The organism is Amycolatopsis saalfeldensis (genome assembly GCF_900110575.1).
GTDB classification, from domain to species: Bacteria; Actinomycetota; Actinomycetes; order Mycobacteriales; family Pseudonocardiaceae; genus Amycolatopsis; species Amycolatopsis saalfeldensis.
Map to the genome: position 1 here is coordinate 19,643 of NZ_FOEF01000037.1, position 25,398 is coordinate 45,040.

The 25,398-nt window shown below is 71.0% G+C and carries 24 protein-coding genes and 2 pseudogenes; 19 read left to right on the forward strand and 7 right to left on the reverse strand.

Annotated features, from left to right (window positions below; all coding sequences use genetic code 11):
• Positions 1 to 99: 99 nt before the first annotated feature.
• From BMY97_RS43405 to BMY97_RS49745, 3 genes are all read left to right on the forward strand, one after another.
• Entirely contained in the window at positions 100 to 1,071 is a 972-nt protein-coding gene (locus BMY97_RS43405) for an N-acyl homoserine lactonase family protein (RefSeq protein ID WP_177231835.1), read from the forward strand.
• Between the two features lie 118 nt (positions 1,072 to 1,189).
• The gene (locus tag BMY97_RS43410) at positions 1,190 to 2,113 is read left to right on the forward strand and encodes an alpha/beta fold hydrolase (RefSeq protein ID WP_091629219.1); all 924 of its coding nucleotides are present in this window, start codon (positions 1,190 to 1,192) and stop codon (positions 2,111 to 2,113) included.
• Positions 2,114 to 2,220: 107 nt separating this feature from the next.
• Positions 2,221 to 2,703, forward strand: a complete 483-nt coding sequence (locus BMY97_RS49745; protein WP_091629221.1) for a transposase — start codon at positions 2,221 to 2,223, stop codon at positions 2,701 to 2,703.
• Here BMY97_RS49745 and BMY97_RS43420 read toward each other — a convergent pair.
• Positions 2,700 to 3,815, reverse strand: a complete 1,116-nt coding sequence (locus BMY97_RS43420; RefSeq protein WP_245787802.1) for a C40 family peptidase — start codon at positions 3,813 to 3,815, stop codon at positions 2,700 to 2,702. The two genes, BMY97_RS49745 and BMY97_RS43420, sit on opposite strands and share 4 nt — an antisense overlap.
• A gap of 96 nt (positions 3,816 to 3,911) precedes the next feature.
• Here BMY97_RS43420 and BMY97_RS43425 point away from each other — a divergent pair, with 96 nt between their 5' ends.
• The 5 genes from BMY97_RS43425 to BMY97_RS43445 all read left to right on the forward strand — a co-directional run bounded on the left by BMY97_RS43425 (position 3,912) and on the right by BMY97_RS43445 (position 7,740).
• Positions 3,912 to 4,733 carry a biotin--[acetyl-CoA-carboxylase] ligase gene (locus BMY97_RS43425; protein ID WP_091629222.1) on the forward strand — a complete coding sequence of 274 codons (822 nt, stop codon included), beginning with the start codon at positions 3,912 to 3,914 and terminating at the stop codon, positions 4,731 to 4,733.
• Between the two features lie 89 nt (positions 4,734 to 4,822).
• Positions 4,823 to 5,398 (forward strand): PH domain-containing protein, encoded by a 576-nt coding sequence (locus BMY97_RS43430; protein ID WP_091629224.1) that lies wholly within the window; start codon positions 4,823 to 4,825, stop codon positions 5,396 to 5,398.
• A gap of 1 nt (position 5,399) precedes the next feature.
• The gene (locus BMY97_RS43435) at positions 5,400 to 6,341 is read left to right on the forward strand and encodes a hydroxymethylglutaryl-CoA lyase (RefSeq protein ID WP_091629225.1); all 942 of its coding nucleotides are present in this window, start codon (positions 5,400 to 5,402) and stop codon (positions 6,339 to 6,341) included.
• Between the two features lie 206 nt (positions 6,342 to 6,547).
• On the forward strand, positions 6,548 to 7,480 hold the full coding sequence (locus BMY97_RS43440) for a TNT domain-containing protein (RefSeq protein ID WP_245787803.1): 933 nt from the start codon (positions 6,548 to 6,550) through the stop codon (positions 7,478 to 7,480).
• Positions 7,477 to 7,740: a hypothetical protein gene (locus BMY97_RS43445; RefSeq protein WP_091629228.1), complete on the forward strand. Its 264-nt coding sequence runs from the start codon at positions 7,477 to 7,479 to the stop codon at positions 7,738 to 7,740. The genes BMY97_RS43440 and BMY97_RS43445 overlap by 4 nt, the downstream gene beginning before the upstream one ends.
• Before the next feature lie 2 nt (positions 7,741 to 7,742).
• Here BMY97_RS43445 and hisN read toward each other — a convergent pair whose 3' ends face one another.
• Entirely contained in the window at positions 7,743 to 8,531 is a 789-nt protein-coding gene (hisN, locus tag BMY97_RS43450; RefSeq protein WP_091629251.1) for a histidinol-phosphatase, read from the reverse strand.
• A gap of 42 nt (positions 8,532 to 8,573) precedes the next feature.
• Here hisN and BMY97_RS43455 point away from each other — a divergent pair, with 42 nt between their 5' ends.
• The gene (locus tag BMY97_RS43455; RefSeq protein ID WP_091629252.1) at positions 8,574 to 9,275 is read left to right on the forward strand and encodes a response regulator transcription factor; all 702 of its coding nucleotides are present in this window, start codon (positions 8,574 to 8,576) and stop codon (positions 9,273 to 9,275) included.
• 17 nt (positions 9,276 to 9,292) lie between these two features.
• The gene (locus BMY97_RS43460) at positions 9,293 to 10,576 is read left to right on the forward strand and encodes an ATP-binding protein (RefSeq protein ID WP_091629254.1); all 1,284 of its coding nucleotides are present in this window, start codon (positions 9,293 to 9,295) and stop codon (positions 10,574 to 10,576) included.
• Between the two features lie 172 nt (positions 10,577 to 10,748).
• On the opposite strand, the gene BMY97_RS43465 is transcribed toward BMY97_RS43460, so the two are convergent.
• From BMY97_RS43465 to BMY97_RS43475, 3 genes are read right to left on the reverse strand one after another with little or no spacing between them, the layout of a single operon-like run.
• Positions 10,749 to 11,273, reverse strand: coding sequence for a GtrA family protein (locus BMY97_RS43465; protein ID WP_091629230.1), 525 nt, complete (start codon positions 11,271 to 11,273; stop codon positions 10,749 to 10,751).
• A gap of 37 nt (positions 11,274 to 11,310) precedes the next feature.
• A complete protein-coding gene (locus tag BMY97_RS43470) occupies positions 11,311 to 11,820 on the reverse strand; it encodes a GtrA family protein (protein ID WP_091629255.1) in 510 nt (169 codons plus the stop codon).
• A 19-nt stretch (positions 11,821 to 11,839) separates the two neighbouring features.
• Positions 11,840 to 14,086, reverse strand: a complete 2,247-nt coding sequence (locus tag BMY97_RS43475) for a sigma-70 family RNA polymerase sigma factor (protein WP_091629232.1) — start codon at positions 14,084 to 14,086, stop codon at positions 11,840 to 11,842.
• A gap of 258 nt (positions 14,087 to 14,344) precedes the next feature.
• Between BMY97_RS43475 and BMY97_RS43480 the strand changes: the two genes are divergently transcribed.
• The 6 genes and pseudogenes from BMY97_RS43480 to purE all read left to right on the forward strand — a co-directional run bounded on the left by BMY97_RS43480 (position 14,345) and on the right by purE (position 20,585).
• Complete coding sequence (locus BMY97_RS43480) at positions 14,345 to 15,187, forward strand: hypothetical protein (protein WP_091629234.1); 843 nt, start codon at positions 14,345 to 14,347, stop codon at positions 15,185 to 15,187.
• A gap of 79 nt (positions 15,188 to 15,266) precedes the next feature.
• Positions 15,267 to 16,628: a glycosyltransferase 87 family protein gene (locus BMY97_RS43485; protein ID WP_091629235.1), complete on the forward strand. Its 1,362-nt coding sequence runs from the start codon at positions 15,267 to 15,269 to the stop codon at positions 16,626 to 16,628.
• Positions 16,603 to 17,217: pseudogene (locus BMY97_RS43490) on the forward strand (glycosyltransferase 87 family protein); the annotation flags it as partial. The gene BMY97_RS43485 and the pseudogene BMY97_RS43490, both read left to right, overlap by 26 nt.
• Positions 17,218 to 17,637: 420 nt before the next feature.
• A pseudogene (locus BMY97_RS43495) lies at positions 17,638 to 18,345 on the forward strand (glycosyltransferase 87 family protein); the annotation flags it as partial.
• A gap of 546 nt (positions 18,346 to 18,891) precedes the next feature.
• Positions 18,892 to 20,076, forward strand: a complete 1,185-nt coding sequence (locus BMY97_RS43500) for a 5-(carboxyamino)imidazole ribonucleotide synthase (protein WP_091629238.1) — start codon at positions 18,892 to 18,894, stop codon at positions 20,074 to 20,076.
• An 11-nt stretch (positions 20,077 to 20,087) separates the two neighbouring features.
• Positions 20,088 to 20,585: a 5-(carboxyamino)imidazole ribonucleotide mutase gene (gene purE, locus BMY97_RS43505; protein WP_091629239.1), complete on the forward strand. Its 498-nt coding sequence runs from the start codon at positions 20,088 to 20,090 to the stop codon at positions 20,583 to 20,585.
• A 37-nt stretch (positions 20,586 to 20,622) separates the two neighbouring features.
• Here the strand turns inward: purE and BMY97_RS43510 are convergent, their stop codons facing one another.
• Complete coding sequence (locus BMY97_RS43510) at positions 20,623 to 22,302, reverse strand: class I adenylate-forming enzyme family protein (RefSeq protein WP_177231836.1); 1,680 nt, start codon at positions 22,300 to 22,302, stop codon at positions 20,623 to 20,625.
• 113 nt (positions 22,303 to 22,415) lie between these two features.
• On the opposite strand from BMY97_RS43510, the gene BMY97_RS43515 reads away from it, so the two are divergent.
• Positions 22,416 to 23,573, forward strand: coding sequence for an acyl-CoA dehydrogenase family protein (locus tag BMY97_RS43515; RefSeq protein WP_091629257.1), 1,158 nt, complete (start codon positions 22,416 to 22,418; stop codon positions 23,571 to 23,573).
• A 69-nt stretch (positions 23,574 to 23,642) separates the two neighbouring features.
• Here BMY97_RS43515 and BMY97_RS43520 read toward each other — a convergent pair whose 3' ends face one another.
• Positions 23,643 to 24,029, reverse strand: a complete 387-nt coding sequence (locus tag BMY97_RS43520; RefSeq protein WP_091629243.1) for a hypothetical protein — start codon at positions 24,027 to 24,029, stop codon at positions 23,643 to 23,645.
• 476 nt (positions 24,030 to 24,505) lie between these two features.
• Here BMY97_RS43520 and BMY97_RS43525 point away from each other — a divergent pair, with 476 nt between their 5' ends.
• Complete coding sequence (locus BMY97_RS43525; protein ID WP_091629245.1) at positions 24,506 to 24,871, forward strand: hypothetical protein; 366 nt, start codon at positions 24,506 to 24,508, stop codon at positions 24,869 to 24,871.
• Positions 24,872 to 24,880: 9 nt separating this feature from the next.
• A partial coding sequence (locus BMY97_RS43530; RefSeq protein ID WP_245787804.1) for a DUF3558 domain-containing protein occupies positions 24,881 to 25,398 on the forward strand: 518 nt, incomplete at its 3' end.

Here is a 25,398-nt window from a genome sequence, read left to right on the forward strand (position 1 = left end):
TCTACATGCGACGGAACAGTTGCGTTCCATCGCTGTGCTCGCTACCGTCGTTTTATGGACGACGGAACAGTTCCGTTCCGTCGAGGACGGGAGCGAGCCATGAAGATCCACCCGCTGCGCATCGGCCGCACCAAGGTGCCGTTCGGCCAGTTCTACGGCGGCCTGAGCGGCTTCTCGGTCAGCGAGTTCGCCGAGGACAAGGGCCACTTCATCTGGGTGCCGATCCACGCGTACCTGCTGGAGCACCCGACCGCCGGACCGGTGCTGGTCGACGCGGGCATCAGCCCCGAGCAGACCGCGCACGTCGACTACTACCGCGGTTCGATCGTGGAGCACGTGATGGACGTCGACGAGTACGACCTGCCGTCCGGGCAGACCGTGCCGGCCCAGCTGGCGCGGCTGGGCTACCGGCCGGAAGACATCCGCGCGGTGATCATCACCCACCTCCACGAGGACCACGTCGGCGCGCTGAACCTGTTCGCGCACGCCCCGGTGTACCTGGGCGCGGCGGAGTACGCGGCGCGTGAGGAGAAGGTGTTCGGCCTGATTCCGCTGGCCTACCCGCCGTCGATCGCGAAGATCACCGACTGGCGGCCGATCTCGTTCACCGGCCCGGCCATCGGCGGGTTCACCGGCTCGGCCGACCTGTTCGGCGACGGGAGCGTCCTCGCGCTGCCCACGCCGGGACACAGCCCGGGCAGCACCAGTGTCCTGGTGGACCACCGGTTCCTGCTGACCGGCGACGCCATGTACACCATCCGGCACCTCGCGGTGGACCAGGTGCGATCGATCCAGGCCGGCGACGAGGGTCAGTACGTGGAGTCGGTCCGGCGGATCCAGTGGCTCCGCCGGGAGTTCCCCGAGCTGGTCGTCCTCACCGCGCACGACCACACCGGCTACGGCGAGCGGCTGATCGCCGGGCTGGCCGGCGGTGAACTGTCCGATGTGGACCTGGCCTGGGCCAAGTCCTACGAGCGGGCCACCTTCGACGAGCTGGCCAACCTCAATCCGGCCCGGCTGCCCCGGTTCGTGCCGGCCGGGGACGGCGGCCCGGTCGGCCACGCGGCCTGACCTCGCCGTCGTCGCCCGGGCGGTGGAATCCCGCAAGGCCGCCGGTAGGGCAGGCCCCACCGGCGACCGACCGGTCAGCCGGATCGATTGCCCGCGTGCCCGGCCATAGATTTCCGCCATGACCGAAAACAGCCGCATTCGACGCACCGCAGCCGCCCTCACCGCGGGAACAATTCTCCTCGGCGCGCTCACCGCGTGCGGGACTTCCGACGCTTCCGGGTCCGCCCCGGCCGCGGCTTCATCGCCTGCGCCGGCACCGCCTTCGGCGATTCCGCCCGCCGCGGATCCGACCCTGCGAATGGTGCGCAACGGCGGGCACAACCTGGCTTTCCACGTCACCCCCGGCCACAATCCGGCCATTGTGCTGGACGCCGGGGGCGGCGCGGATTCGTCCTACTGGAAGGACATCGTCCCGGTTCTGGCCAAGGACACCGGATCGACGATCATCACCTACGACCGCGCCGGCATGGGCGCCAGTGACGAAGTGCCCGGACCGTGGAAGGTGGAGGACGCGGTATCGGATCTGGAAGCCGGGCTCACGCAATTGGGCGCCACCCACGACGTCGTGCTGGTATCGCATTCCCTCGCCGGTGAGATCGCCACCTATTTCGTGAACAAGGATCCGCAGTGGGTCGCCGGTTCCGTGCTCGTCGACGCCAGTCTCCCGAATTTCTACACCGACAGTGAAATCGCCAAGATCGAGGCCGCGAACAACGCGCAGATGGCCGAGCTGCAAAAGCAGCCGTCCACTAAACAAACGCGCCAGCTGCTCGCGGTCGCCGCCAGTTACGGGGCGATGCACCGCGCGTACCACCAGGTCTCCTGGCCGGACACCGTGCCGGCGACCGTGATCAGGTCGTCCAAGACCCCGTTCGACACTCCCGACGACGCCCAGCTGTGGCGGGACGCCGAGGCCCAGTTCGCCGCGGCCGCCCCGAATCGCACCGTGATCGTCGCCGACAACAGTTCGCACGACATCCCACTGGACCGCCCGGACGTCGTGCTCAAGGCGATCGACGAAATGGCGAAGCAGGTCAGTTGAACCGGTGGCTGGAGCGTGTCCGGTAAGTGGTTGAGCTGTGTGCCTGGTAGTCGTGTTGCGGTGGTCGGCCCAAGTAGGGCGGCGCCTGGGACCGGATCCTGAACCGGGTGATCGTCAAAGACGACGCCGTCGGCGACCTGGAATGGGTTGTCTCGATGGATTCGAGTGTGGTCCGGGCGCATCAGCACTCGGCCGGCGCTCGAAAAAGGGGATGCAGCGACGACGTCGAAGCCATCGTCGTCGGACGGGGAAGGACTCGGCCGGTCCCGTGGCGGGCTGGCACTAAGATCCACCTCGCGGTCAACGGACGTGGCCTGCCGATGCGGTTCCTGCTCACCGCGGGCCAAGCTGGAGACAACCCGCAGCTGATTCCGCTGTTGGATGGCATCAGCGTGGCTCGACTCGACCGTGCGGCAATGCGGGCTCGCCAGATCAGGTTTGTCGGCCCGAGCGCGAGGACCAGATCGCCCGCCGCGCAGCCAGGGGCTCCCGCGGCGGGCGTGTACCAAACAAGTCACCTACCACCAGGCAGAACTCACCATCGCCGCGATCGTTCTCTGGCTCCGATGACTTACCGGACAGCTGGCTAGGCGGCGGGCCGGCCGGCCCCTGCGTAGTCGTCGCCCGGGGTGTGGAAGGTGTGGATCTGGATGGCCTGGCCCTCGGTGGGCGCGTTGATCATCAGGCCGTTGCCCAGGTACAGCCCCACGTGGTGGATGTTGGTGGCCGGGTTGCCGTAGAACACCAGGTCGCCCAGCTGCGGCTCCTGGGTGGCGGGGACCCGGGTGATGGCTCGGAACTGGCTGTCCGCGGTGCGCGGCAGGCCGACACCCGCGCTGTCGTAGGACGCCTTGGTCAGGCCGGAGCAGTCGAAGCCGGCCGCGCCCGCGTCGGGGCCGTTGCCGCCCCAGACGTAGGGGAGGCCGAGCTGGCCGAGGGCGAACCGGGTGGCGTGGACGGCCGGGCTGTTCGCCTTCGCCGGGTCGAGCGAAAGCGTGGCGTACAGCTGCGCGTTGCCGAGCACCTGCTGACGGAACAGCTCCGCGTCCTTACCTCCCTTGTACGCCGCCACCGACTTCCACCAGCCGGTGCCGCCGGTGAGGTCGGTGCCGCCCGCGCACAGGGCGCGGCCCGCGGCGACCGAAGCCGAGTCCGGGTCGGTGAGCGCGGGCTTGCTGACACCGGTGATCTTCGCGCCGTACTTCGACCATTGCGCCGAAGACAGGCCCATCGGGTTGGCGCCCTGGCGCCCGTGGTCCGAGCTGGCCTCGCCGACGCCCGCGAGCGTCACCCAGGACAGGTGGCAGCCGGGGTCTTCCGAACGCAGCGTCAGCTCGCCGTTCGCATAGCCGATCAGCGCCGCCGCGGGGATGGCGAGCGGGCCGCTCAGGTTGTCGGCCCACTGCTGCAACGGGGATTTGCCGCCACCGCCGGACGCGCCCTGCCCGGGCGCCTGCGCCTGCACCGGCGCGCTTACCTCGAGCACCGAAGGGCCGGACACCGCAGGCGCGGTGTTGGCGGAAGCCGCGACGGGAGTTTTCGGGGCCGGTTCGTTGCCGTCCGCGACGAGCCAGCCCGCCGTCACCAGCCCGGCGACGAGCGGCAGCGCGACCAGTCCGCGGTGCAGCGCGCCACGGGCCCAGGAGTGCTTCGGGTCCTTGCCGGTGGCAGGCACGGCGTCGGGTTCGGGCGGCGGTGTCACGCTGTCCAATCTAACTCTGTCCTATCCAAAGAGTGCCCACCTCTCCGTAACGAGCGAGCGGCTTGCACGTTAGGGGGACTCTCATATGGTGGGCATATGCCTGGAATTGACACGCCCGGATTGGACAGGGTACGGCTGCGTGAGGGACTGGCCGGCCGCTACGCGCGGGTCGACGTCGTCGATGTCACCGGCTCCACCAACGCTGACCTGCGGGAAGCCGTCGACTCGGGGGCCGCGGACCGCACCGTGCTGATCGCCGAGCAGCAGACCGCCGGGGTCGGCCGCCGGGCGCGGGCGTGGAGTTCGCCCAAGGGCGCCGGGCTGTACCTGAGCGTGGCGCTGCGTCCATCGGTGCCGTTCGCCGGCCTGGGCTCACTGTCCGTGGTGGCCGGGCTCGCGGTGCGTTCCGTCGCTTCGGAGCTGGGGGTGGACGCTGTGCTGAAGTGGCCGAACGACGTCCTCGCCGGCCCGGACCGGGCCAAGTGCGCGGGCATCCTCGCCGAAGCCGTCGCGGGCCCGGAGCCGTCCGTGGTGCTCGGCATCGGGCTGAACGTGCTGCCGCTCGGCGAAGACGTGCCGGCCGGGCCGGGCGGCCTGCCCGCGACCTCACTGGCCGAGCAGGGCGCGGTGAACCCCGACCGCACGGAGGTCGCGCTTTCCCTGCTCACCCGGCTCGACGACCTCGAACGCCGCTGGCGCGCGGCGGGCGGCGACCTCACCGAGGCCGGCCTGCTCGGGGACTATCGCGCACACTGCGCCACGCTCGGCCAGGACGTCCGGGTGGAGCTGCCCGACGGGGCTTCCCTCACCGGCCGCGCCGCCGACCTCGACCCGGCCGGCCAGCTGCTGGTGGACGTCGAGGACGGGCGCCGCCTGACCGTCTTCGCGGGCGACGTCGTGCACGTCCGCCCGGCTTGAGCCGAATCACGGTGTCCGGGCGTCCGTGAGGCCTTCGCGCCGGTACGGTGAGTGCACCAGGACCAGCACACACCAGGGGAGCGTCCGCCGTGGCCTATCCGGACGATTTGCTCAGCCAGCACGAGGAAGTCGTGGTGCACAGCCACCCGCACTTCAAGATGCTGATCTTCCCGTTCGTCGCGTTCGTGATCACGGTCGCCGCGGCCGTCTGGCTGCTCACGCTGGCGCCGAGCGCGCCCTCGCCGTGGAACAACGTGGCCATGATCGCCATCGGGGTGGTCGGGGTGGTGCTGGTCGTGTGGCTGTTCCTGGCGCCGCTGGTGCGCTGGCGGACCACGCACTTCATCGTCACCACCGACCGGCTGATCGCGCGCGAGGGCGTGCTGAAGCGCACCGGCATCGACATCCCGATGTCGCGCATCAACAGCGTGCAGTTCGAGCACGGCCTGCTGGACCGGGTGTTCGGCTGCGGCACGCTGATCATCGAGTCGGCGTCCGACGAGCCGCTGCGCTTCGACGACATCCCGCGGGTCGAGCGCGTGCACACGGTGATCTACCGCGAGGTCAACGACAACCCGTACGACGACTACCGCGGCGCGCCCGGCCCCCAGGAGACCGAGCCGCTGCCGCCGCAGGGGCGTCAGCCGCGCGGTCGGAGGCGCTGACATGGGCGCGTTGGAAGTGGGCCTGCCCGAGCGGGTGCCGGCGCCCGGACTGCCGCCGCGCGTGGAGATCTGGGAGGTCGGCCCCCGCGACGGCCTGCAGAACGAGGACGCCGTCGTGCCGGTCGAGGTGAAGCTGGAGTTCCTGGACCGGCTGGCGGGCGCGGGCCTGACCACGTTGGAGGCGACCAGTTTCGTGCACCCGAAGTGGGTGCCGCAGCTCGCGGACGCGGAGCAGCTCCTCGCGGGCCTGGACCGTCGCGAGGGCGTGCGGTACCCGGTGCTGGTGCCGAACGAGCGGGGCCTGAACCGCGCGCTGGACGCCGGCGTGGACCACATCGCGATCTTCGCCAGCGCCACCGAGACCTTCGCCAAGCGGAACCTGAACTCGACGCTGGACGAGCAGTTCGCCATGTTCGAGCCGGTGGTGACCCGCGCCCGCGCCGAGGGCCTGGAGGTGCGCGGCTACCTGTCGATGTGCTTCGGCGACCCGTGGGAGGGCGTGGTGCCCGCGGAGCAGGTCGTCCGCGCGGGCCGTCGGCTGCTGGACTTCGGCTGCTCGCAGCTTTCACTGGGCGACACCATCGGCGTCGCGACGACGGGCCAGGTCACGAACCTGCTCGCCTCGTTCACCGCGGCGGGCGTCGACGTGGGCTCGCTGGCCGTGCACTTCCACGACACGTACGGCCAGGCGCTGGCGAACACCGAAGCCGCGCTCCGCTCGGGCGTGTCCACTGTGGACTCATCGGCGGGCGGCCTCGGCGGCTGCCCGTACGCGGAGTCGGCCACGGGCAACCTCGCGACCGAGGACCTGGTCTGGCTGCTGGAGGGCCTCGGCGTCGAGCACGGCGTCGACCTGGCCAAGCTGGTGGAGACGAGCGTCTGGATGGCCGGACAGCTGGGGCGGCCCTCGCCGTCACGCGTGGTGAACGCCCTGGCGGGGTAAGCGCGACGCCCGCGGGCTTCGAACTCGTCGAACGGCGCGGGCCCGCAGGGGCGTTGGTGCGGCGCCGGATCGACCGCGGCCGATAAGGTGGAATTGCCACCGCGCGTGCGGAATTCGCCCTATCGGGGAATTGTGCGCGCGCGACGGCAACCGGGTGGCCGGGGAAACGTCCTTCCTCGAGCCGGCGGAACCGACGGAGGGTGCCCGTGACCGAGCAGGCCGAACCGGCCGACACCGACGTCTCCACCGGGCCGATCCGCCTCCCGGCCCAGTACGGCGGCCTGCTGGACGCCGGTGGCTTCGAGGACGTCCCGACCCCGCCGTCGGGCAATCGCCTCCCGCCGGTCCCGCACCGTGGCAGCGCACCCGGGCCGTCTCGGTCACCGGGGGTGCCGGCGCCGTACCAGCCGGGTCCGTCCGCGCCGCGGCAAGCGCACCAGCAGGCGTACCAGCAGCAGCAATACCAGCGGCCGTACCCGCAACAACCGCAGCCGCCGAGGCGAAAGCCGCCGATGGGAGCGCCGCGGACCGAGCGGGAAAGCGTGCTCGCGCTTTTCCTCGTGCACATGTTCCCCATCGGCCACCTGCCCGTCGCCGCCGCGCGGCCGGCCGAGCAACTGCCCATTCCCGCCGAAACCGACGACGTCGGGCGCGCCCCGTTCGACCACCCGGATTCCGCGCTGCTCGACGACAGCGACGCGCTCCATTACGTCACTCGGGGACTGCGCCGCACTCCGACGCCGCCCGCCGCCGTCGAACCGCCGGCCGAGCTGCTCACCGGGTACGAGCCCCCGGCCGATCCCGAGCCGTCCGGCCCGGTCTGGCCGCCCGAAGGTGGTCTGGACCATCCGGAACCCGTTGTGCTGCCGAAGGACACGGTGCTCGACCGCTTCGGCGGCGAGCACGGCCGCGTCTTCGCCCCCGACGGCACGCAGTTCGCGCGGCGCTCGCTGCCACCGTCCGCCGTGGACGAGGGCTATCGGCGCTACCGGGTGGTGAAACCGGTCCCGATGTGGCGCTCGACGTCGCCCGCGTGGTTCGGCGGGCCCGGCGGCGGGATCCGGTACCGTGCGGTGCTGGCCGCCGACGAGCTGGTGACGCTGGGATTCCTGGCGGAGGTCACGGGGGAGAAGCGATGAACACCCAGTCGATCCGCCGCTGGCTCGACGTGCTCGGCGTGCCCGCGGAAGTGGTTTCGGTGGGCGCCGAGGCCGACAACGCGTGGTGCCTGATGCCCGTCGAGGACAACGGCTGGGAAGTCTTCTGGCGCGAGCAGGGCAACCGGTACGACTGGGCCCGCTTCAGCTCCGAGCAGGTCGCCTGCCACTACCTCTTCGGCCGCCTCGCGTGGTCGCAGGTGGCGCGCGGCGCGGTCGGGGTCCTGCCCGGAGCCGGCTGACCTCAGCGCTCGAGGACGGCCAATGCGTCGTCGTGCAGCAGGCCGTTGCTGGACAGCGCCGAGCCGCCCTCGTAGGTCGCCGCGCCGGACAGGTCGCTGAACCGCCCGCCCGCCTCCGTGACGAGCACCTGCGCGGCCGCGACGTCCCACGGGTTCACGACGCATTCCGCGGCCAGGTCCAGCGCGCCCTCCGCGACCAGGCAGTGGTGCCAGAAGTCGCCGAACGCGCGGCTTTCCCAGCAGGCTTCCGTGAGCGCCAGGTACTTCTCGCGCGAGTGGTACTCCGTCCACGAGTTGAGGTCCGTCGTGGACAGATACGCGTCTTCCAGCGACGCCACCGAGGACACCGCGAGACGCCTCGTTCCGGCCGCGTCGCGCAGGAAGGCGCCGTCGCCACCGGACGCCCACCAGCGTCGTCCCAGCAGCGGGGCGGAGATCATCCCGACCACCGGCGAGCCGTCCTCGACCAGCGCGATCAGCGTGGCCCAGACCGGCACCCCGCGCAGGAAGTTCTTGGTCCCGTCGATCGGGTCGAGCACCCACGCGCGGCCCTTCGAGCCCGCCGTGCCGCCGCGCTCCTCGCCCGCCACGGCGTCTCCGGGACGGTCGATGGCGAGGATCGCGCGGATGGCGTCCTCGACGGCGGTGTCGGCGTCGGTGACCGGCGTCCGGTCGGGTTTGCGGGAGACCGACAGGTCGAGGGCGCGGAACCGGGACGTGGTGATCGCGTCGGCGGCATCAGCCAGGCGGGTGGCAAGCGTCAGATCATCCTCATAACCAGGCACGATCACGATGGTTTCACGCCGGTTCACCGTAAGGTTGGCGAGGTGAGCATGGTCCTACTTGCCGAAGACGATCCGGCGATCGCCGAGCCCCTGTCCCGCGCGCTGCAACGGGAGGGGTACGAGATCGAGGTCGTCACCGACGGTCCCTCGGTACTGGACGCGACGGCCGCCCATCGGATCGACCTGCTCGTGCTCGATCTCGGCCTGCCCGGCATGGACGGGCTGGAGGTGTGCCGCCGCCTGCGCGCGAGCGGCACCGAGCTGCCCGTGCTGATGCTCACGGCGCGTACCGACGAGGTCGACTTCGTGGTCGGCCTCGACGCGGGGGCCGACGACTACGTGGCCAAGCCGTTCCGGCTCGCCGAGCTGCTCGCCCGCATCCGCGCGCTGCTGCGGCGCCGGGTGCCGGAGGTGCTGGAGGCCGGCGGGGTCCGGATGGACCTCGGCGCCCGGCTGGTCACCGTCGAACAGCACGAGGTGCAGCTGGCGAACAAGGAGTTCGAGCTGCTGCGGGTGCTGATGACCAGGGCGGGCCAGGTGGTCAGCCGCGACGAGATCCTCGCCGAGGTGTGGAACGACCTGGAGTCGAAGACCTCCAAGACGCTCGACATGCACATGTCGTGGCTGCGCCGGAAGCTCGCGATCGCGGCCGACGAGGCGGCGGGGCGTCCGGCGAAGTCCACGCACTCCGACGGCGAGCGGCGGATCGCGACCGTGCGCGGCGTTGGCTTCCGCTTCAACGTCGAATAGCGTCCGGTCCCATGAGCATGCGCCGCCGGATCCTGCTGGCGATCCTGCTCGCCGTGCTGGTGACGGCGGCGGTGCTGGGCATTCCGCTGGGCGTCACCGCGTGGCGGCTGGTGGAGAACCTGAACCGCGAGAACCTCGCCGAGCGCGCGCGGAACATCGCGGCGACCGTGGACACGCAGGTGGCGAACGGCCAGGACATCGACATCGGGCAGTTCCGCGTCGGCGTCCCGCAGGGCGGTTTGCTCACGGTGCGCGGCGACGGCCTGATCGAGAAGCACCTCGGCCTCGACCCGGGTCCGGACCCGGTGGTCGAGTCCGCGCCGACGGCCCGCCACGGCTCCGTCATCCTGGCCACCCCGAGCGGCCCGGTCCGCACGAAGCAGACGCAGGTGACGCTGCTCGTGGTGTTGCTGGTCGTGTTGTCGGTCGGCACCGGCGCGGTGGTGGCGACCGTGACCGCGCGAAGGCTCGCGAAGCCGCTTCGGCACGTCGCGGACCGCGCGTCCCGCCTCGGCGGCGGCGACTTCCGGCCCGACCCGAGCCGCTACAGCGTCGCCGAGCTGGACATGGTCGCGGAGGCGCTGGACACGTCGGGTTCGGCGCTGGCGCAGCTCGTGCAGCGGGAGCGCCAGCTCGTCGGCGACGTCTCGCACCAGCTGCGCAGCCGGCTCACGGCGTTGCAGCTGCGTCTTGAACCACTGACCGTGCACGAGGATCCGGACGTCGTCGAGGAGTCGCGCGCGGCGCAGGAGCAGGCGGACCGGCTGGCCGACGCGCTCGACGAGCTGCTCGCCGCCGCCCGCGCGGCCCGCGAGGTGGACGCCGAGCCCATGGACCTGCCCGCGACGCTGCCCGAGGTCGCGGAGGAATGGCGGCAGCTGCTGCGGGTCGAGGGCCGCAACCTGCGGCTGAAGGTCGCCGACGGCCTGATGGCCCGCGCCACGCCCGGCCGGCTGCGCGAGGTCATCGGCGTGTTGCTGGACAACGCGCTGCGCCACGGCGCCGGCACCGTCACGCTCACCGCCCGGCGCGGCGACGCCGACGGCACGGTGGTGATCGAGGTCGGGGACACCGGCTCCGGCGTCCCCGACGAGCTCGCCCCGCACATCTTCGAACGCGGCTTCTCCGGCGGCGGCTCCACCGGCGTCGGCCTGGCGCTGGCCCGCGCGCTGGTGGAGGCCGACGGCGGCCGGCTCGAGCTGTCCAACAAGCGACCGGCGATCTTCAGCCTGTTCCTCAAGGTGCCGCGCCCGGACGACGTCGGCCAGGTGCGCTGGCCCGCCGAGCGCGTGCCCCGCTGAGTCCGGCGCGCTGCTCGCGAGCCCAGCCGGCGGACGGCCGAGCAGCCGGGCCACGGTGTCGAAGACGATGTCCTCGTTACCCGCCGACTGCCGCTTCAGCTCGAAGGAGCCGTGAAGGAGCAAGTACGGCCGCGACCCCAAGCCGGGTCCCCGGTCGCGGGCAAACCCGTTTCTAACGGGGCAGGCGCGTGACCTGCTCACGACGTCGCTCGCCGAGGTCGTCCGGGAAGACCCACCTCTTGAAGCCCCAGAACCGGAACACCATCGCGAGCAGCATGCCGATGATCGAGCCGCTGGTGAAGTCCGCGACCTCCTGCACCAGCCTGGTCACGTGCGGCACCTCCAGGTGCAGCGCGTAACGCGACAGGTACAGCGGGATCAGGTTGACCACCACGGCGATGCCGCTGATCACGAAGAACAGCGTCGCCTCGTGCGTGCGTTCGCGCCCGCCTCGGGTGCGGAAGGACCATTCGCGGTTCAGCACGTACGAGACGATCGTGGCCACGATGATCGCGATGGCCTTCGCGGTGGTGGGCTTCGACTCCAGCACGCTGAGCTTGAGCAGGTACCAGACACCGTTGTCGACGACGAAGGTGGTGGCGCCGACCAGCGCGAACTTCAGCATCTCCCGGTGCTTGATCAGCACCGCGCGCAGCGGCTCCGGCGTGCGGGACAGCACGGTTTCGACAACGGTCACACCAGGCAGTCTAGAGAATCCGGGGTCACCGCCGGCCTCAGGCGGCCTTCCTGCCGGTAATGTCCGGATCCCCCGATTGGCTGCCGGAAACCGTCTCGAGCCGGGCGCCCTCGGTCGGGAAGACCCACTTCTTGAACGCCCACCAGCGGAACAGCGTGCCCAGCAGCGTGCCGAGGATCATGCCGCTGACGAAGTCCGCGACCTCCTGTCCCAGCAGGGTCAGGTGCGGCTCCTGAAGGTCCAGCACGTAGCGCGAAACCCACTGGGGCAGTGCGTTCAGGCCCAGCGCGATGCCGCTGATGAGGAAGAACAGCGCGGCCTCGTGCGCCCGCTCGCGCCCGCCGCGCGTGCGGAACGACCACTCGCGGTTGGCGACGTAGGAGAAGATCGTCGCGACCAGCACGCCGACGATCAGCGCGGTCACGGGGTGTGTCCGGAGCACGGTGAACTTCAGCACGTACGTGATGGCCGTGGTGATCAGGAAACTGATGCCGCCGACCACGGCGAACCGCAGCAGCTCACGGTGCTTCGTCAGTAACTCGCGCAGGATCCGCACCCGCGCGACGCTACCCCCTCAGCCAGTCGAAAAAGCCGCGGGGCTCGATCGTCGGCGGGGTCTGGCCCGGTTTGCCGGAGTTGCCCGAACCGGGGTCCGGCGGCGCACTCGTGCTGGTCGCGGGCGTGCTGGGCGCGGTGGTTTCGGTCGGGTCCGCCGGCGCCGCGGGCGGGGCGCTGCTCGGCCTCGGGTGCTTCTTCGGCTTCGACGGGCTGGTGCTGGTGCCCGGTGAGGTCGTCGGCGTCTCCGACGGCTCGGGGCTCCCGGTGGTCGGATACGGGACGTCGCAGATGCCCAGCCAGCAGCCGAAGAACAGCTGCACCGGCTTGGCCTTGGCCGTGCCCAGGACGGCACTCACCGTGACCGGGGTGTCGCGAGCGGGCCGTCCGTCCAGCCGGACCCACAGGTTCACGTGCTGGCCCGGCGCGAGCGAGCTGCGAGTGGTGCAGGTGGCGCCCGAAGCCGTCGAATCGCACGGGAAGCCGCTGAGGCTCCACGACTGGTACAGCGGGTGGTCGAAAGTGACCGTGACGGGCTTCGTGGTCTCGCCGGTGTTGCGCACGCGGACGTAGACGAGCGGGTTGCGCGTCCAGGGGAACGCCGACAGCCCGTCGGTGTCCGCCTTCAGCAGCAGGGCGTCCTGTGGCGGGGCGTTCACGGTGACCTTCACGGTCACCGTGACCTTCAGCGCCGTGCCCGCAGTGACCGAGCCGGTGACCTCGCCCCCCTTCGCGCTCTCGTCGGCCTGGAGCCGGAAAGTAAGGACTGCCGTCTGGCCGGGCTGCAAGCCGGAGCCGGTCTTACAGGTCACCGTGCCGGTGCCGCCCGGGCAGTTCACGGCCAGCGGAGCCGGGGTTTGGGCGGCTGCGCTGTCCGCACGGAAGGAGCTCACCGCGCCACCACCGCCGGCCGGGACCGCGGAGACGCCCTGCGGCAGGTTCAGCGCCACCTGCACGGGGTCGGACGGGCTGCCGCCGTCATTGCGGACGGTGATGGGCAGGTTGACCGGGCCCGCGCCCGGCTGCAGTTCTAGGTCTCCGGACGGCGTGGTCGCGGACATCTTCGCCGGCGTTGGCGAGGCCGGGGGCGGTGCTGCGGGAGGAGCGGCCGGCGGCGCGACCGGCGGCGGCGCGGGCTGGGCCGGCGGGGGTGCCTGGGGGGCGGGCACCGCGGGCGCGGCCGGGGGAGCGGGCTTCGGCGGTGCCGGGACCGCGGGCGCGGCGGGCGGCGGGACCTGGGCCGCCACCGGGATCTCCTGCGATCCGCTCGAGGCCAGCGCCACGGCGACGGCGGCCACGATGGCCGCGCCCGAGACCGCGACCCCGGCGAACTGGCGGGGCGCGGAGGCCGCGGCGGCGGCACCCGCCTTCGCGCCACCGGCGGCTGCGGCACCGGAAGTGACAGCCGCGGCCCCGGCCGTCGCCGCGGTGGCGGCGCCCGCCTTGGCCGCGCCGATCGTCGCGAGGTAGCCCAGCGCGGCACCGCCCAGCACGATCGGGGCGATGATCGCGCGCAGGCCGCCGTTGACGTCGGCCAGCTCCGCGGCCAGCGCCCGGCAGGCCTCGCACTCGTCGAGGTGGTTCTCCACTTGGGAGCGCTCGCGTTTGGACAGTCCGTCCCGGGTCCACGCGCCCAGCCGGTCGGCCGCCGCGCGGCACCGGTCGGCGTTGTTCTCCTGCAGGTGGACCTGGAGATACGCCTGCCGCAGCCCCTCGCGGGCGCGGTAGGCGAGCGCGGAAACGCCGTTCGCGGTCAGCCCCAGCAGCGGCGCGACCTCGGCCGGGCTCTGCTGTTCGATCTCGGTGTGCCACAGCACGGCCTGCCAGCGCTCCGGCAGCCGCGCGAACGCCTTCGCCGCCATCGTGCGCTCGAGGCCGGCCACGGCGGTGTCGGAGAACGGCACGGTGAGCGCTTCTCCGACGGCCCCGCCGGCGTCGCTCATGTCCTCGTTCAGGTCGACGCGGCGGTCGCGGCGGGTCTTGTCGTACGCGGTGTGCCGCAGCGCGGTGAGCAGGTATGCGCGAAAGGCGGTGTCCGGGCCCTTGCCGCCACGCAGCGTGTCGAGGACCTTGGCGAAGGCCTCGGAGACCAGGTCGTCGGCCTCGGCGCTGGAGCGGGCGAGCTGCCTGGCCAGGTTGTACGCGGCTCCGCTGTGACGCTCGAACAGCGTCCCGTAGGAGGCGATTTCCCCAGCGCGCACCTCGGCGATCAGCTCGGCGTCACTCTTACCGGACAGGTCGGCGGGAACGGTGGACACGGGGCTCCTTCTTCTGCGCGCACGCGGCCGGACCAGCCACGATCTACCTCTCCAACGCGTCCACAAGTGTGACGGACGCGGCGACACTCGTCACGTCGTGGTCCGGGTATCGCCACTGACGGCCCAATGAGTTCACCCGGGACCTGGCCGTCTGCGCGGAAAAAGGCCCCGGAACGTCGTCACGCGGACGGGGCGGTGCAGTCCCTCTGATGTAGCGGGCCAAGATCGACAAGATCCGGACGAAAGGAGCGGTGGCCAGTGGACGTACCGGCGACCGGAGCCCGGTCCGGAGCCGCGGACGGGCAGGAGGCACGGACCCGCTTCGACCGGGACCGGACCCTGCGCGCGCTGCGGGCCCGCTGGCGCACCGCCAGCTTGGCCGCGGGCTGGCGTTTCCCCAGCGACTGGGCCCTGCCGGAGGTCGACGCGGTGTGTGCCGCCGTCGTCCGGCACGGGGCCCTGGGGTCGGAGACGGCGCTGGCCGGACTGGGCCGCGCGCGGGCCGCCGCCGGCGCTGGGCTGGCCGAGACGCTGTCGGACCTGGCCGCCCTCCACGCCGTGCTCGCGGACCCCGGGGCCGTAGACGGCTTCGTCTCCCCGGACGTGGACGCGACGCCCGCCCGGATACTCAGGGTGACGGCGTTGGCGTGGGCCGACGTCGCGACCGACCAGCTCGTGCACACCGAGGTCACCGACCCGCTCACCGGCCTGCCGTCCTCGGCCTACCTGCGCACCCGCCTCGCCGAGCTGTACCGCGGCGGCGGCTGGGAGGAGAAGGTGCTGCTGGTGGTCAGCCTGGACCTCTCGGCCGTTTCCGGCTGGCCGCGGCTGACCGGCATGATCCTGGCCGCGGACGCCGTCCGCTCCGTCTTCGACTCGGGCGAGAGCTACGCGGCGCTCGGCCCGTCCACCGTCGCCGTGCTGGCCCATCGCGACGACCGGCTCGCCTCCCACGGCGTGGCCCTGCGGCGGGCGCTCAACGACCGCCTGTCGGTCGACGACCAGCTGTGCGAGGTCAGCCGCCCGCGCGTTTCGGCGCTGCGGCTGCCGCCGACGCACGAACGGGCGTGCGGTCTGCTCGCGGAGCTGTCCCGGTCATAGCCGGACAAGTCCGGCGCCGGCGCCGGATCCTTCCCACCCTTCTGGACCAGCTCGACACCGGTCATGATTTCCTGATGGGGTGACCAGGACCGTATCCTCTGCCGCCGAAGCCCAAGCTCCGGCGAGAGCAGGCTTACCCCGCCTGGCCCTGCGCCGGTCGCTCGCCCGGCTCTCCGTCCGCCCGCGGTCGATCCTGATTCTCTCGGTGATCCCGCTGGTCGCGATCGGGTGCGGCATCTGGGGCTGGACGCACGAGTGGGCGCTGGGGGTCGACAGCGCGGTCTACCGCGCCGGCGCGCTCACCCTGTTGCACGGACACTCGCTCTACGACGCGAACACGCTCGACCCGGAGCCGGGGTGGGCGCTGCTGCCATTCACCTACCCGCCGACGGCCGCGCTGCTGTTCGTCCCGCTCGCCGCGGTGCCGACGCAGGTCGCGTGGGGCTTCCTGACGGCCGTTTCACTGGGCGCGATGGCGCTCTCCATCCGCATCGCGATCGGCGCCCTGCCGCGCCCGGCCGCCGACGGCCCGCGCTGGTGGGCCTCGCCCGCCCGTTCGACGATCGTGTTCTTCCTGGTCTTCCTCGGCCTGGAACCGGTGTGGCGCACCATTTTCCTCGGCCAGATCAACCTGATCCTGATGGCCATGGTCCTGCTGGACATGCTGGTGATCGGCGCGCGCGGCAGCCGCTGGGGCGGTGTGCTGGTGGGCGTCGCGGCGGCGATCAAGCTGACGCCGATCGTGTTCCTGGGGCACCTGTTCATCACCGGCCGCCGCAAGGACGCGCTGCGCGGGCTCGCCACGTTCGTCCTCATGCAGGCGCTGATGTTCCTGGTCAACCCGCACGACGCGTTCCGCTACTGGACCTCGACGCTGCCCGACACCGGCCGCATCGGCCCCGTGCACTGGGCGGGCAACCAGTCGCTGAACGCGCTGATGAACCGCGCCACCGACCTCGCGCCGTGGGCGTCGAAGGCGGCGATGGGGATCGGCCTGCTGCTCGCTATCCCGGCGTTGTGGCTGGTGATCCGGTTCCACCGCCGCGGGCAGGCGCTTGCCTCGCTGCTCGTCACGGCGTTCTGGATCCTGCTGATCTCGCCGATCTCCTGGACCCACCACTGGGTGTGGGTCGTGCCGCTGATCGTGCTGCTGGTGTCCCGCCTGCCGAAGACCACCCCGGCGACGGCGTGGAAACGCTGGGTCGGGACCGGTTTGGTGGCGTTCGTGTTCGTCAGCTGCGTACTGCTGATCCTGCCGAACGGCCGCAACGTGGAGCTGCACTGGAAGGTGTGGCAGAACGTGCTCGGCGACGCCTACATCCTGATGCCGGTGGTGCTCGGCCTCGCGCTGATCTTCCGGTGGGGCCTGCAGCGCCGGGCGCGCGGCCGCCGCCCGCCGGAGGAGGCCACGCAGTATGCCGACACCACACCAGGCGACTGATTCTCTTCCGCCTGCGGTCTTACGGCGCCCGCGTTCGTGGCTGTCATGGTTGCGGCAGCCGGGGTCGTGGTTCCCCCGGTCGTGTTCCCGGCGCTCCGGTTCTCGGCAGCCGCGTTCGCCAGGCCGGTGGCTCCCGCGCACGCGGCTCGCGCGTCTGCTGACCGCCGCCCTGCTGCTGGCCGCCGCGGTGCTCGGAGTCGTGGTGTGGCTGGCCGGCTGGCACGTGGGCGCGGACAGCGCGGTCTACCGCGCCGGCGGCCTGACCCTGCTCAAGGGCGAGCCGCTCTACACCTCATCGGACCTCACGACCCTCCCGGACTGGGTCCGGCTCCCGTTCACCTACACCCCGGCCGCGGCGGCCCTGTTCGTGCCGCTGGTGCTGGCGCCGTCGGGCCTGGTCTGGGGCGTGATCGCGGTTTTGTCGGTGGTGTCGCTTACTGTCGTGATCGCGGTGGTAGCGCGGCCGTCCGGGGTTTGGTTGCCGGCGGGCACGGCCATCGTTCTGGTGCTGGAACCGGTGTGGAAAACACTGTTCCTGGGCCAGATCAACTTGATACTGATGGCGCTGGTGGTCTTCGACGTCCTGGTGCTGTCGGCCCGGGGCGCGAGTTCGCGGCGCTTGGCCGGGCCGGGGGGCTCGGCTCCGGCTGGTTCGGTTGGCGCTGGTGGCTCGGCGGGTGCTGCCGTTTCGGGGGACTCGGCGGGTTTCACCGGGGCTGCGGACGCGGCTGGTTCGGTTGGCGCCGGTGGCTCGGTGGGTGCTGCCGTTTCGGCGGAGTCGGGGGACTCGGCGGGCGTCGCCGAGGCTGGGGCTGGTTCTGTCGGCGCCGGTGGTCCGGTGAGCGCCGCCATCTCGGCGGGTGCCGCGGGTCCGGGTTCGGTTGGGGCTGCGGACTCGACAGGTGCGCCCGGAGCTGCGGACTTGCCTGGCATGGCGGGCTCATTGGATGCGGGAAACCCGGGCGCCGACGGCCAGGTGGGCTCGGCTGGCGAGCGCGTGCGGCGAAGCGGCAGCCGGTGGGCCGGTGTGCTGATCGGCGTGGCAGCAGCGGTGAAGCTGACCCCGCTGATCTTCGTCCCGCATCTGTTCTTCACCGGCCGGTGGAAGGACGGGCTGCGCGCGCTGGGCACGTTCGTGGGCCTGGAGGCGGTGATGTTCGCGGTCATCCCGGGCGACGCGTGGCGTTTCTGGACCGAGTCGGTCTCCGATCCCAGCCGGGTGGGTTCGGTGCACTGGATTTTCAACCAGTCGCTGAACGGCCTGGTCAACCGCGCGTCGTCGCTCGCGCCGTGGTCGATGGCGGTGGCCATCGCGGTGGCCGCGGTGCTGGCCGTGCCGGCGGTGTGGCTGGTCGTCCGCTGGCACCGCCGGGGTGAGGAGGCGGCCGCGCTGCTCGTGACGGCGTTCTACGCCCTCCTGGTATCCCCGGTGTCGTGGTCGCACCACTGGGTATGGGCGGTGCCGCTGGTGTGCCTGCTGGTGGTCAAGGGCAGGCGGTGGTGGGCGCTGCTGGTCGCCGCGCTGTTCGCCTCGCAGATCGTCATGCTGGTCCCGAACGGCGGCAACACCGAGTTCACCTGGGGCTTCGGCTGGTCCGTACTCGGCAACGCCTACGTCCTCGCCGCCGCGGCGGCCATCCTCGCCCTGTCCGTCCGCGAGCTCCGCCTGCGAGCCCGCACGACCGCGCCCACGGTGCAGCCGGAACCGGCCGAATAAGCGGATTCCGCGGCCCTGCGCAGGAACGTCCATCAAGACCGGGCACACGGCTGCGTACAGGGGCCGGGCCCTTGCGGACACAGGCCGGGACCAGTGCGCGTGGCTGCCTGCCGGGGCCGAGGCGCTTGCGGCAGTGGGCCGGGGCGCGTGGCCGCGGGCCAGGACCGAGACGCGTCCGAAGCCACGGCGTGCGGCTGCCTGCCAGGACTGGAGCCTGCGGAAACGGGCCGGGTCCAGGCACGGGCGGCAGCGGGCCAGTACCCGGGCACGTGCGGAGGCAGGGAGCGGAACCGGGCAGGGCGTCCGGCTGCGTGTCGGAACCAAGGCGTCCGGCTGCCTGCCGGGACTGAGGCGGCCGAGCAGGCGCAAGCCCGTGCTTCCGCAGGCAGCCCCGCACCGGGGCCAATGCCGCGGCAAGGCGACATCTCCAACCAACCAGTGTGGCCCACCGCGGCGCCAACGCGGCCCACAAGCCGGGTGAGCTGCGTCAACAGCGCCAGGTACCCGCGGCTCGACCGGGAGTCGCCCAGTAACCTGGGCGGCGTTATGGACAAACGTACCGGTCTTCCCGTCGTGGGAATGGTGGGCGGCGGCCAGCTCGCCCGGATGACGCACCAGGCGGCGATCGCGCTCGGGCAGTCGCTGCGAATCCTCGCGGTGAGCGAGGGCGATTCCGCCGCACTGGTGGCCAGTGACGTGGTGCTCGGGCACCACACGGACCTCGACGCGTTGCGCTCGTTCGCCGGCGGGGTCGACGTGCTCACCTTCGACCACGAGCACGTCCCCGGCGAGCACCTGCTGACCCTCGCCATGGAGGGCTTTGTCATCCGGCCCGCGCCGTCGGCGCTCGGGTTCGCGCAGAACAAGCTCGTGATGCGCGAGATGATGGCGGGCCTCGGCGTGCCGGGCCCGGCGTTCGCCGAGGTGTCCACTGTGGACGACGTGGTGAAGTTCGGCGACGAGCACGGCTGGCCGGTTGTCCTCAAGGCCTCGCGAGGAGGGTACGACGGCCGCGGCGTCTGGATGCTCGACACCGCCCGCCAGGCGCGCGAGACGGTGCCGGAGCTGCTCGACGCGGGCACCTCGCTCCTGGTCGAGGGGAAGGTGGCCATGAAACGCGAGCTGGCCGCGCTGGTCGCGCGCTCGCCGTTCGGGCAGGGCGCGGCGTACCCGGTGGTCGAGACGGTGCAGACCGGCGGCATCAACACCGAGGTGCTCGCGCCGGCGCCGGGGCTGAGCGAGTCGCGGGTGCACGAGGCGCAGGACCTCGCGCTGCGGATCGCGGCGACGCTCGACGTCACCGGGCTGCTGGCCGTCGAGCTGTTCGAGACCGACACCGGCCTGCTGGTCAACGAACTCGCCATGCGCCCGCACAACTCGGGCCACTGGACGATGGACGGCTCCCGCACCTCGCAGTTCGAGCAGCACCTGCGCGCTGTGCTCGACTACCCGCTGGGCCGTACGGACCTGATCGAGCCCGCGTGTGTGATGGCGAACGTGCTCGGCGCCGACGTCACCCCGCAGATGAGCACCGACGAGCGCGTCCACCACCTCTTCGCGCGCTACCCCGAGGTGAAGATCCACCTCTACGGCAAGGAAGACCGGCCCGGCCGCAAGCTCGGGCACGTCAACTTCGCCGGGGAGCGCATGGAGGACCTGCGCAACCGCGCGCTGCTGTCCGCGCACTGGCTGTCCCACGCCGTCTGGCTCGACGGCTACGAGATCCACTGAAAGGGAGCACTATGGCGCCGCAAGTGGGCGTGATCATGGGCAGCGACTCGGACTGGCCGGTGCTCGAAGCCGCCGGGCAGGCGCTCGGGGAGTTCGGCGTGGAGTACGAGGTCGGCGTCTACTCGGCGCACCGGACCCCGCAGCGCATGCTGGACTACGCCACGTCCGCGGCCTCGCGCGGCCTGCGCGTGATCATCGCGGGCGCGGGCGGCGCGGCGCACCTGCCGGGCATGGTCGCTTCGGCCACGGTGCTGCCGGTGATCGGCGTCCCGGTCCCGCTGAAGTACCTCGACGGCCTCGACTCGCTCCTGTCGATCGTCCAGATGCCGGCCGGCATCCCGGTGGCCACGGTGTCGGTCGGGGGCGCGCGCAACGCCGGCCTCCTCGCGGTCCGCATCCTCGCCGCCGCGGACCCCGACCTGCAGGCCCGCATCACCCAGTTCCAGGCCGACCTGGAACAACTGGTCCTGGACAAGGACGCCGCCCTCCGCGAGAAGGCCGGCAAGTAGGGCCCCGCATGGTGGCGGCGTCCCCCGGGACGGCGGGTCAGCTGAACTCGGGCAGCTGCTTGCGCAGTTCCCGCTTCAGCACCTTCCCCGCCGCGGACACCGGGATGTCGTCCACGAAGTGCAGCTCGCGCAAACGCTTGTAGGGCACCACTTTCTCGTTCACCATCGCGATGAGACGGTCGGCGTCGGGCGTTTCGGACGGCTTGCGGACGACAAAGGCGACGGGGAGCTCGCCGACGTCGTCGCGGGGGCGGCCGATCACCGCGGCCGCGCGGACGCCCGGCAGGGCGATCAGCAGCTCCTCCAGCTCGCGCGGGAACACGTTATATCCCTTGTACAGCAGCATGTCCTTCTTGCGATCCACAATGGACAGGTAGCCGTCCTCGTCGATCACGCCGATGTCGCCGGTGTGCAGCCAGCCGTCGACGAGGGCGGCGGCGTTCTCCTCCGGTCGGTTGCGGTAGCCGCGCATCATCTGCGGGCCGCGCAGGCACACCTCGCCCTCCTGCCCCGGCGGCAGCGGCTCCTCGCTGTCCGGGCCGACGACCTTCAGCTCGGTGTTGAAGACCGGCCCGCCGACCGAACCGACCTTGCGCAGGCCCGAGCGGTACGACGGGGAGATGACCGCGCCCATCGTCATCTCCGTCAGGCCGTAGCCCTCGGCGATGATCACGCCGGGAAAGCGTTTTTGCAGCGCGCGGATCATCTCGTGGTTCATCGGCGCCGCGCCGGACCCGATGCCGCGCACGGACGACAGGTCGGCGGTGTGGAACGACGGCGTCGCCAGCAGCGCGGCGAACAGCGCGGGCGCGCCCCCGAGCGACGTGACCTGCAGGCGTTCGGCGTCGGCGACGTAGGCCACCGGGTCGAAGCGCGAATGCAGCACGATCGTCGAGCCGCTGAGCAGCGCGGAGTTCAGCCCGGCGATCACTCCCATGGCGTGGAACCACGGCGTCAGGTTGATCGCGACGCCGGTGCCGAGCCGTGCCGGGAACTCGTCCTCGCTGCCGATCTGGTCGATCACGACGTCGCCGTTCGCGTCGAGCACCGGTACCGAACCGCTGCTCCAGCAGGCGCTCTGGAGGCTGTTGGCCAGGATGTTGCGGTGTGTGAGCTGCACTCCCTTCGACCGGCCGGTGGTGCCTCCGGTGTACGCGAGGTGCGCCAGGTCCGTGTGCACGTCGACGGTCACGTCCGGCCTGGTGTCGGGCTGGTCGGCCAGGAAGGCCTGGAACTCGACGGTGCCGGGTCCGAGATCGCCCTCCGCCGCGGGGGCCACGACGATCGTCAGCCGCGACGGGATCCGGTCGGCGACGGCGGTGAGCGTCCCGGCCACCGGCCCGAACGTGACCACGGCGGCCGCCTCGCAGTCGGTGAGCTGGAACGCCAGGTCGTCGGGCGGGAGCAGGGGGTTCGTCGGGCTGAAGGTGGCCCCGGCCAGCAGGATGCCGTGGTAGGCGATGGGGTAGGCGAGGCAGTTCGGCAGGTGGATGGCGACCACGTCGCCGTGGCCGATGCCGCGGGCGCGCAACGCGTTGGCGAAGCGGCAGGCAGCGGAGTAGATCTCGGCGAAGGTGAGGCTCTCGTCGCCCAGCGCGAAGGCCGTGCGGTCGCCGTAGCGGGTGGCGGCGCCGGCGAGTATCGAACCCGCCTGTACCTCGGGATAGTCGAGCGAACGGGGCAATCCGGGCGGCGGCGTCGACGCGGTGATGGCCATCACCCGACCTTACGAATTCTGCGGCCAAAGACACAAGGACGAAGCCGACGACCGGCGTGAACGAGCGCTAACATCGACGGAACTCTCCCAACGCTGCAGAAGAGGTGACGGAAGTGGCCGATGGCCTGTACCAGCTTGCCGAGGAGCACGAGGAGCTGCGGGCGGCTGTCCGGGCTCTGGCCGAGAAGGAGATCGCGCCGTACGCCGCGGAGGTCGACGAGCAGGAGCGCTACCCGATTGAGGCCTACAACGCGTTGGTGAAGTCCGGCTTCAACGCTGTGCACATCGGCGAGGCCTACGACGGTCAGGGCGCGGACGCCGTGGGCGCGTGCATCGTGATCGAAGAGGTCGCGCGCGTGGACGCGTCGGCCTCGCTGATCCCGGCCGTGAACAAGCTGGGCACGCAGCCGATCATCCTGTCCGCCTCGGAGGAGCTGAAGAAGCAGGTGCTGCCCGCGATCGCGTCGGGTGAGGCTTCGGCTTCGTACGCGCTGTCCGAGCGCGAGGCCGGGTCGGACACCGCGTCGATGCGCACGCGCGCGCGGCTGGACGGCGACCACTGGGTGCTCAACGGCACCAAGTGCTGGATCACGAACGCCGGCGAATCGTCGTGGTACACGGTGATGGCGGTGACGGACCCGGAGGCGGAGAAGAAGGCCAACGGCATTTCGGCGTTCGCGGTGCACAAGGGCGACCCGGGCTTCTCGGTGGGCCCGAAGGAGCGCAAGCTCGGCATCAAGGGCTCCCCGACACGGGAGATCTACTTCGAGAACTGCACCATCCCCGCGGACCGGATCATCGGCGAGCCGGGCACGGGCCTGAAGACCGCGCTGCGGACGCTGGACCACACGCGTCCCACGATCGGCGCGCAGGCGCTCGGCATCGCGCAGGGTGCGCTGGACGCGGCGGTGGCGTACGTGAAGGACCGCCGCCAGTTCGGCAAGTCGATCGCGGAATTCCAGGGCGTGCAGTTCATGCTCGCGGAAATGGGCACGAAGATCGAGGCCGCCCGCCACCTCGTCTACGCCTCCGCCGCAGCCTCCGAACGCGGCGACAAGCGCGCGGGCTTCATAGCCTCCGCCGCAAAGACCTTCGCCTCCGACACCGCCATGGAGGTCACCACCGACGCCGTCCAACTCTTCGGCGGCGCCGGCTACACCCGCGACTTCCCCGTCGAACGCATGATGCGCGACGCGAAAATCACCCAGATTTATGAGGGGACGAACCAGATCCAGAAGGTCGTGATGGCCCGGGCCCTGCTCAAGGGCTGAGCTGATCTCGACCCGGTAGTTCGGGCGGCTCTGGTGGCCGGTGATCAGGCCTTTTCCAGGCCGTCATCGTTACCGGACCGACAACGCCCCCGTCGACGGCCCAACCGCGCGGGCTCCCTGGCTGACGGAGCCTGCGCGGTCTGTCAGACCACTACCTTCCGGGGTCGCCCCGGTCCGGCCTTTCCCGCTGATCAGGCCGATTGCGATCTGGGCGCTGCGCTCCCCAATCGCCCGCAGAGTCGGGTCGCGGGCGAGCTGGCGGAGTACCTTGTCAATCGTCGGCTCGCAGTTTGACCTCGTAGCGCCGGCCCGCCACATTCCCGTCTTCACGTCGTAGACCGTGATGGCGAGCGTGCCCTCGAAGAACTGGTGCACCCGGGTCTGCTCGCCTGCCCCGTTCTGCCCGTCGCGCAGAACCTCCCGGTCCCACGGAAGCTCGGCAAGACCGCCGACCATGCGGGACTGCTTCTCCGGGCGTTCTCGTATATACGGACATGCGGAGGCTCGACGTGGCCGCCGATACCTCGCGCTCCAACCTACTACGGCGGCTGGCGGCAGCGGGTGGACAATCAGCACAAACCTGGTTATCTCGGGAAACGGCGCACCCTCCGACATCGAGGGCTGAGTGACGAGTGGTCGACGGAAAGTAGCAGAGACCTTGATATCGCCGTCTCGCCCGCGCTGAAGCCGCGCGGCAAGAGCTGAGCATGGCGAGAGTCCCCGCCCAACACTGTGCAGGCCGCGGCGGCCTTTTCCTCGTTGAGGGGTGGGCTCGGCACGCCAAAGGAGGGTGATGACGCTGGGTCCATGCCTCGAGCGCTCCAGCGGTATCGCTCCATCCGGGCAGGAACCAGCTTCGTTGCGTTAGCATCCAAGCTGCTGATCTCGCCGCATTGGGGTAGCGAGACGAATCATCGAGGGGACGATGAGTCATGGCCGACATACCTCCTGTGCCACCTATCCAGGTTGGCAGTTATGGCCAGGGTGGGGGCTACAAGTTCAGCGAAGGCGAGGTCGACGGGGTCATCAAGCAGTGGGAAGACATGCTCCACGACTGTCAAGATGACCTGACCAAGGCGCGGCTCATCGCCAACGTCACGCCGCCGGGCGACGAGCCCGCCAGTCATAACTTCGTCGAGACAGGTGCGAACCCGTCGGGGCAGTCGTTGCTGGATCAGAATCAAGCGATGGTTGACTACGTCAACAACTTCCTCACGGCGTTGAGGGCCGCGAAGAACAAGATCACAGTGGCGGAGCAGGAAGCCGCCGACGCTGCTGGGAAATCCGGAGGATTCTGAGTGCGCACGATGTTGTCCCGCTCACACAGTCGTTTTGCCGTTTCGGCCGGTGCAGCACTGGCCGCGGCTCTTCTGCTTTCCTCATGTGGTGGTGGTTCGGCCGGTTCGACGAATACGTCCTCGGCGCCGCCGCCGGCAGGAGCTGAGCCGTCAGTGAAGGTGCCGGCTCCGTTGTCGGCGCAGAGCTTGCTGGACAACCCCTGCTCCGCGCTTTCCGATGCCCAGCTCAAGCAGATCGGGCTGGCGGCGGGCGAGGTTGTGCAGGGTCCGCCGACGTTGTGTGGGTGGACTTCCTCCGGCAACGCACAGAACAGGATCGACGCTGGCGCGGTGCCGCAGAACAAGGGCGGCATCAGCGATATCTACGATCAGAAGGCGAAGCAGGCCTACTTCGAGCCGGTCACTATCGGTGGGTATCCGGGTGTTTTCGCCGACACGCAGGACGGGCGCGCATCGGGTAGTTGCACGTTGTGGGTCGGGGTCACTGATCAGCTGGCCTGGTCCGTGGTCACGAACATCGGTGCCGG